The 8,013-nt window shown below is 53.3% G+C and carries 7 protein-coding genes; 6 read left to right on the top strand and 1 reads right to left on the bottom strand.

The window, feature by feature from the left end; translation table 11 throughout:
- Positions 1-89: 89 nt before the first annotated feature.
- Positions 90-389, bottom strand: a complete 300-nt coding sequence (locus tag PG888_RS21765) for a type II toxin-antitoxin system YafQ family toxin (RefSeq protein WP_228304025.1) — start codon at positions 387-389, stop codon at positions 90-92.
- 47 nt (positions 390-436) lie between these two features.
- Between PG888_RS21765 and PG888_RS21770 the strand changes: the two genes are divergently transcribed.
- The 6 genes from PG888_RS21770 to PG888_RS21795 all read left to right on the top strand — a co-directional run.
- Positions 437-1,060 (top strand): recombinase family protein, encoded by a 624-nt coding sequence (locus tag PG888_RS21770; RefSeq protein ID WP_270694409.1) that lies wholly within the window; start codon positions 437-439, stop codon positions 1,058-1,060.
- Positions 1,061-1,223: 163 nt separating this feature from the next.
- The gene (locus tag PG888_RS21775) at positions 1,224-1,637 is read left to right on the top strand and encodes a hypothetical protein (protein ID WP_257712387.1); all 414 of its coding nucleotides are present in this window, start codon (positions 1,224-1,226) and stop codon (positions 1,635-1,637) included.
- Between the two features lie 145 nt (positions 1,638-1,782).
- Complete coding sequence (hsdR, locus tag PG888_RS21780; protein ID WP_257712388.1) at positions 1,783-4,248, top strand: EcoAI/FtnUII family type I restriction enzme subunit R; 2,466 nt, start codon at positions 1,783-1,785, stop codon at positions 4,246-4,248.
- 120 nt (positions 4,249-4,368) lie between these two features.
- A complete protein-coding gene (locus PG888_RS21785) occupies positions 4,369-5,856 on the top strand; it encodes a type I restriction-modification system subunit M (protein WP_257712390.1) in 1,488 nt (495 codons plus the stop codon).
- Positions 5,856-7,637: a restriction endonuclease subunit S gene (locus PG888_RS21790; protein WP_270816019.1), complete on the top strand. Its 1,782-nt coding sequence runs from the start codon at positions 5,856-5,858 to the stop codon at positions 7,635-7,637. The genes PG888_RS21785 and PG888_RS21790 overlap by 1 nt, the downstream gene beginning before the upstream one ends.
- Positions 7,637-8,013: DUF3800 domain-containing protein (locus PG888_RS21795; RefSeq protein ID WP_270694458.1), on the top strand; the 377-nt coding region annotated here is incomplete at its 3' end. The genes PG888_RS21790 and PG888_RS21795, both read left to right, overlap by 1 nt.

Raw genomic sequence — 8,013 nt, forward strand, 5'->3', positions numbered from 1 at the left:
ATTGTCCGTCATCCCGTTGCGCAAGATGTTTTCGGACAGGCGTCCGGTTTGGCCGCCTAATGATCGTTTGGCGGACAGGGCGACTGGCATCAGCCGAACAGCTCGCTATGGGAGCCAAGCCGCGCCAGTCGCAGGGTGTCGGCGTCGGACTTGCGGTAGATCAGCAGCAGGTCGGGCTTGATGTAGCATTCGCGGTAGCCCGCCCAATCGCCGGAAAGATCGTGGTCGCGGTATCGCACATCCAGGGGCTGATCGGTCGCCAGCGCGACCAGAACCGGCTTGAGGTCATCATTCGTGCAGCGGACTCCTGATACTGTTCGTTCAATAGACGACTGCACAACAGCCTTCAAACCGCGTTGTCTGGTGCAGTCGTCTTCTGAAAATGACATTGAACCAATAATTCGGAACCAGTTTAAACAGACTGATGGGGGTTTCAATGTTCATACGGGCGTACTTACGTGCATCGACAGTGGAGCAGGATGCTGAACGGGCACGAGAGCTGCTGATTGGTTTTGCTGCGGAGCAAGGCCATCAGATTGCCAGTTTCTATGTGGAGAATGAGTCGGGGGCGACGCTGGACAGGCCTGAGCTTATGAGGTTGATCCGCGATGCTGCAGATCGTGACATTGTGCTGGTAGAACAGATTGATCGTCTGGCTCGTCTCAATCAAACAGATTGGCAAACACTGAAGCAATTGTTGGCGCAGAAACAGCTCTCCATCGTTTCTCCGGAGCTTCCGACCTCCTGGGTGGCGTTACAGGGGGATAGCCGCTCCGAGTTCACTAGCGCCATATTGCAGGCTGTAAACGGCATGCTGCTGGATATGCTCGCAGCTGTCGCTCGCAAAGACTATGAAGATCGCCGACGCAGGCAACAGCAGGGTATTGCCAAGGCCAGGGATGAGGGGAAATACCGTGGTCGACAGAAAGATGAGAAGAGGCGTCAGCACATCGCACAGTTATTGAGCACCGGACACAGCTACTCGGTGATCCAGGAGATGTTGGGCTGCTCCCGTCATCTGATTTCATGTGTGGCAAAAGAGGTCCGTTCAGCAAAATAGCGGGTCATTTATCTGAGGCATCCATACGACGCTTCTCGATATACAGCCATGCAGCAAAGGCGCCAAAGCCTATCAGGAATGCAAACAAGATGCTCAGGATGACAATGCTGTTCATGGTGATGACCTCAGGTGTAGCGGATAAAGGATGCAATCAGGTGATCGTGTGACCAAACTCCATATCACCATGGACTCTGCTCAGGAAAAAATCAACAACGCACTGAAAGTATTGAAGTTTGTTGTCTCGCGACAAACGTGGTTGCGTGGAATCACGCAGGATGTGGAGCTATGGAATGAACACTGTCATTCCCAACCAATTCCCGTCCAGTTTCTTTCCACACAACTATCTATCTGGAAAAGTGGTGCGAATTTTCCACATAGTGGAATGCCCGTTCAGAACGAGTTATGTGGAATCCTGATCGAAGACTTCCTATCTATCTGGAAATTTCGTGCCGTTTTTCTCTCTGGAATGTTGGCGATCTTGTCTGAGGGGGTGAGAGACCCTGGTGTGCTGGAAATGATGGGGGCGAATTCCTATCTATCTGGAATCTTGGTCTTTGCATTCAGCGCATCATGGTGATGCCATTGCCAGACGTTTCCTTGACCAGAAGGCTCGCCATCAAGAACTGCTCTCCTTGTTGCTTTATGAGTCTGAAATCAACAAAACCCGGCTGATTTTATGAGAGAATCTTGAGCAATATTGTCCCCCGACCGGAAGAGTGCTCATGGCCGAGATCAACAAAGCAACCCTCACCGAAGCCGACATCATCTCCAAATACTTGCTGCCCGCCATCAAGGTGGCGGGGTGGGATGACCTGACTCAGGTTCGCCAAGAGGTGAAGCTGCGGGATGGCAAGGTGGTGGTGCGCGGCCAGATGGCGGCACGCAAAAAGGTCAAATCGGCCGATATCGTGCTCTATCACAAGATGGGCTTGCCACTGGCGGTGATCGAGGCCAAAGCCAACAAGCATGAGATTGGCAAGGGGATGCAGCAGGGGCTCGATTATGCCCGTCTGCTGGATGTGCCGTTCGTATTCGCCAGCAACGGCGATGGCTTCGTATTTCATGACAAGACCAATCCGGCCAAGCTGGAATCCGAGATCGCGCTGGAGGACTTCCCCAGCCCGGGCCAGCTTTGGGACAAGCTCTGCACCTGGAAGGGCTTCACCCAGGCCCAACTGCCTGTCATCAGCCAGGACTACTACTCCGATGGCAGCGGAAAATCTCCCCGCTACTACCAGCTGCAGGCCATTAACAAGACCGTAGAAGCCATATCGAAAGGCGAGGATCGGGTATTGCTGGTGATGGCAACCGGCACCGGCAAGACCTACACCGCATTTCAGATCATCTGGCGTTTGTGGAAGGCGGGCGCCAAGAAGCGCATCCTGTTTCTGGCCGATCGCAACATTTTGGTCGATCAGACCAAGATCAATGATTTTCAGCCCTTTGGCTCGGCCATGACCAAGGTCACCGGGCGAACGATCGACCCCGCCTATGAGATCCACCTTGCCCTCTATCAGGCGCTCACCGGGCCGGAAGAGTCGCAAAAAGCCTTCAAGCAGGTCTCTTCCGACTTCTTCGACCTGATCGTGGTGGATGAGTGTCATCGTGGCAGCGCTGCCGAAGACAGCGCCTGGCGCGAGATCCTCGAATACTTCTCATCGGCCACCCAGATTGGTCTCACCGCCACGCCCAAAGAGACCGAAACCGTCTCCAGCACCGATTACTTCGGTGACCCTGTTTATACCTATTCCCTGAAAGAAGGGATCGAAGATGGTTTTCTTGCCCCCTACAAGGTGGTGCGGGTCGATATCGATGTGGATCTGCAGGGGTGGCGCCCAACCAAGGGGCAGCTGGACAAACAGGGTAACCTGATTGAAGACCGCATCTATAACCAGAAGGATTTCGACCGCACTCTGGTGATCGACGAGCGCACCCAGCTGGTGGCCGAGACCATCACCAACTACCTCAAGAAAACCGACCCGATGGCCAAGACCATCGTGTTCTGCAATGACATCGATCATGCCGACCGGATGCGACGGGCGCTGGCAAACCTCAACCCCGAGCAGATGCTGAAAGATGACCGCTATGTGATGAAAATCACCGGCGATGATGACCTTGGCAAGGCCCAGCTCGACAACTTCATCAACCCGAAAAAGCCCTATCCGGTCATTGCAACTACCTCCGAGCTGATGACCACCGGCGTCGATGCCAAGACCTGCAAGCTGGTGGTGCTGGACCAAAACATCCAGTCCATGACCAAGTTCAAGCAGATCATCGGCCGTGGCACCCGCATCGACGACAAGTACGGCAAGCTCTGGTTTACCATTCTCGACTTCAAGAAGGCCACCGAGCTGTTTGCCGATCCCCGTTTCGATGGCGAGCCGGAGCGCGTCATGGTGGTCAAACCGGCAGACATCAACAATCCGGATGAAGGCCTAGGCGATATCATCGACGGCGCCGATCCACTGCCAGCCGATGAACCCGGCAACAATGACGATCCGTTTGCCCCCGGGGTTGATGAAGAGCCCGGCAGTTACACAACCGCTAGTGATGGTGGCCAGAGTGACGCAGGGGGTCAGGGCGCAGGCCCGCTGGGTGACCCCGAGCCTGGGGTCAGCAAGTATTATGTCAACGGAGTGGCGGTCAGCGTCATCGCCGAGCGGGTGCAGTATTACGATGCCGATGGCAAGCTGGTGACCGAATCCTTCAAGGACTACACCAAGAAGACCCTGCTCAAAGAGTTTGCCACCCTCGATGCCTTCACCAAACGCTGGCAAGCCGCCGAACGCAAGCAAGCCATCATGGATGAATTGGCGCAGGCGGGCGTGCTATGGGAGGTGTTGGAGCAGGAAGTGGGCAAGGAGCTCGACCCGTTCGACCTTATCTGCCATGTGGTATACGATCAGCCGCCACTGACCCGCCGTGAGCGGGCCAACAACGTCAAAAAGCGCAACTACTTCACCAAGTACAACGATACCGCCCAGCAGGTGCTTACCAGCCTGCTCGACAAGTATGCCGATCAGGGCGTGACCGAGATTGAGACCAAGGATGCGCTAAAAGTGGCCCCCTTTACCGAGTTGGGTCGCCCGCTGGAGTTGGCCAAGAAGGGTTTTGGTGGCCCCAAACAGTTCGAGCAGGCCATCACCGAACTGGAGCAAGAAATTTACCGTGAGCAGCAGAGCGCCTGACGCCAAGCCTGCAACAGCTCCACAGTGCGGCCATGGCAATCATGGCCGCCTGTTTTATCGATCTTCCTGACGAATTCGCCCCTGTATTCGTCACCATTTTTGTAAAAAGCAGAGAACCCCATGTCATCCATCAGCTCAGTCATCAAATCCATTCAGGACATCATGCGCAAGGACGCCGGTATCGACGGCGATGCCCAGCGCCTCGGCCAGCTCTCCTGGCTGCTGTTTTTGAAAGTGTTCGACGCCCAGGAAGAGGAGTTGGAGTTTGAGCAGGATAACTACCGCTGCCCCATCCCCGAGCGCTTCCTGTGGCGCAACTGGGCGGCCGATAGTGAAGGGCTGACAGGCGATGCCCTGCTCGATTTCGTCAACAATGACCTGTTCGACAGCCTGAAAAACCAGCCTGCCAATATCGATCTCAACCCCCGTGGCTATGTGGTGAAAGAGGCGTTCAGCGATGCCTTCAACTACATGAAGAACGGCACCCTGCTCAAGCAGGTGATTAACAAGCTAAACGAGATCGACTTTACCGACAGCAGCGAACGCCACCTGTTTGGCGACATCTACGAGCAGATCCTGCGCGACCTGCAAAGCGCCGGTAACGCGGGCGAGTTCTACACCCCCCGCGCCGTCACCCGCTTTATGGTCAACCGCATCGACCCCAAACTCGGCGAGCGGATTATGGACCCGGCCTGCGGTACCGGCGGCTTTCTCGCCTGCGCCTTTGACCATGTCAAAGAGCACTATGTCGAGACCGCTGCCGACCACCAGACCCTGCAGCAGCAGATCCTGGGGGTCGAGAAGAAGCAGCTGCCGCACCTCCTTTGCACTACCAATATGCTGCTGCACGGCATCGAGGTGCCGGTGCAGATCCGCCACGGCAACACCCTCGACAAACCGCTGTCGAGCTGGGATAGCGATATCGATGTGATCCTCACCAACCCGCCCTTTGGTGGCACCGAAGAGGATGGCATCGAGCAGAACTTCCCCGCCGATCTCCGTACCCGCGAAACTGCCGACCTGTTCCTGCAGCTGATCATCGAAGTGCTGAAAAAGGGCGGTCGTGCCGCCGTGGTGCTGCCCGATGGCACCCTGTTTGGCGAAGGGGTCAAAACCAAGATCAAGCAACTGCTCACTGCTGAGTGCAACCTGCACACCATAGTGCGGCTGCCCAACGGCGTGTTTGCCCCCTATACCGGCATCAAGACCAATATCCTCTTCTTTACCAAGGGCCAGCCCACCAAGGATGTCTGGTTCTATGAGCACCCCTATCCGGCTGGGGTGAAGAACTACAGCAAGACCAAGCCGATGAAGTTCGAGGAGTTTGAAGCCGAGATTGCCTGGTGGGGCGATGAGGCGGACGGCTTTGCGGCTCGGGTTGAGAACGAACAAGCCTGGAAGGTCAGCATCGACACCATTATCGAGCGCAACTTTAACCTCGATATCAAAAACCCCCATGTCGGTGAGCAGATAAGTCACGACCCTGACGAGCTGCTGGCACGCTATGCCACAGAGCAGAAAGAAATCAAGACCCTGCGTGACCAGCTTAAAGCCATTCTGGGCGACGCTTTGGGCAACGGTGCGGCCAAGCTGGGGGGGCAGGCGTAATGGCGATCGAGAATCTGATTACCGACCATCTGGATCTCTGGACTGCGGCAGTGCGCCCCAAAAGCAGTGCCGGGCGCGGTAGCAACAGCAAGCTGGAACTCACCGGCATCAAAAAGCTGCGTGAGCTGATCCTGGGGCTGGCCGTGCGCGGCAAATTGGTACCGCAAGACCCCAGCGATGAACCAGCCTCCGTGCTGTTGGAGCGCATTGCTGTCGAAAAGGCGCGGCTGGTCAAAGAGGGCAAAATTAAAAAGCCCAAGGCCTTGCCGGAAATTGGTGAGGAAGAGAAACCGTTTGAGCTACCTGCTGGATGGGAGTTTACCCGGGTCGGTTCAATAATAAATAGAATATCAAATGGTTTTTCTGGCGTGCAAAATAAGGAAGGGAATGGTTTCCCACTTACTCGGATAGAATCCATATCAGAATCTGTCATTAATATGGGGAGAGTTGGTTACTCTCCAAGCATACCCCATGATAAGCTGAATTATTATCGGTTAAATCAGGGTGATATATTACTGTCGCACATCAACAGTGATCTTCATGTTGGTAAGACGGCTATTTTTCATGGCAACCATGAACTTTATCATGGCGTTAACTTGTTACTTATTAGAACAAGTTGCTTGGTCTCATATGATTACATTGACTTAGTGTTCAATCAACTAAGGCTTTCAGGATATTTTTTGTCAGTTGCACAACATGCTATAGGGCAGTCTTCAATAAATCAGTCTATCGTTCAGTCAGTATTAATACCTTTGCCGCCTTTGGATGAACAACACCGTATCGTTGCCAAAGTGAAAGAGTTAATGGCCCTATGCGACCAGTTGGAACAGCAGAGTGAAGCACAGCTGGCTGCCCATCAGATGCTGGTAGAGACCCTGCTCGCCACGCTGACAGACAGTGCCGATGCCGACGAGCTGGCGCAAAACTGGGCGCGGCTAAGCACTCACTTCGATACCCTCTTTACCACCGAGTCGAGTATCGACGCCCTGAAACAGACCATCCTGCAACTGGCGGTGATGGGAAAGTTAGTGCCGCAAGACCCGAGCGATGAACCCGTATCCGCCCTGCTGGGACGCATCGCTGCCGAAAAAGCCCGATTGGTGGAAGAGAAGAAAATCAAAAAAGAGAAACCGCTGCCTGCGATTAGTGAAGACGAAAAACCGTTTGAACTGCCGCAGGGGTGGGATTGGGTAAAACTTGATTATATTGCAAAGAATGAAAAGAATGCGTTGAAAGCAGGGCCTTTTGGCTCAGTCTTAAAAAAAGATATGTATGTAGCATCAGGATACAAAATATATGGTCAAGAGCAAGTTATATCTGGTGATGAGGACCTTGGTGACTACTTTATTGATGAGGAAAAGTATCTAAGCTTAGAGTCATGTAAAGTTCAGGCCGGGGATATACTTGTAAGCTTGGTTGGTACTATTGGTAAAGTTTTGATTCTGTCTGATAACGCAGTTCGTGGAATAATAAACCCTCGGTTAGTAAAAGTTTCTTTATTTTCAGATATTGACCGTAAATACATTGGTGTCGTACTAGGTAGTCAGCTAGTTCAGGATGAACTATATAGAAAAAGTCATGGCTCAACGATGAATGTTTTAAATTTGGGCTTACTTCGTGAATTGGTTTTTCCATTACCCCCAGTTAAAGAACAATCCAAAATAGTCAACAAAGTTGAGGGTTTACTGGCTGTTTGTGATCAATTGAAAGTACGCTTGCAAACCAGCCAGCAGACCCAGCTTGCCCTGGCCGAGTCGCTGGTGGAAGGAGCCCTTGCCTGATGAGCCGCATATTTAATGTCTATTGCGATGAGTCCTGCCATCTGGAGAACGATGGTCAATCGGCCATGGTGCTTGGGGCTGTATGGTGCCCGCTGGATAAGCGCAGCGAGATAGTGCGTCGCTTGCGGGAGATCAAGCAAAAGCACGGGCTGGCGCCGGATTTCGAGGTGAAGTGGACCAAGGTTAGTCAGTCGAAGCTCGCATTTTATCGTGATCTGCTGGATTACTTTTTCGATGATGATGACCTTCACTTTCGTGGTCTGGTTATCCCGGATAAATCACAACTAAATCATGAAGCCTTTGGGCAGAGTCATGACGACTGGTACTACAAAATGTATTTCGTCATGCTGAAGACGATCTTTGAGCCGCAGAATGG

This window comes from Aeromonas sp. QDB23 (assembly GCF_027707745.1).
Classification (GTDB): Bacteria; Pseudomonadota; Gammaproteobacteria; order Enterobacterales; family Aeromonadaceae; genus Aeromonas; species Aeromonas allosaccharophila.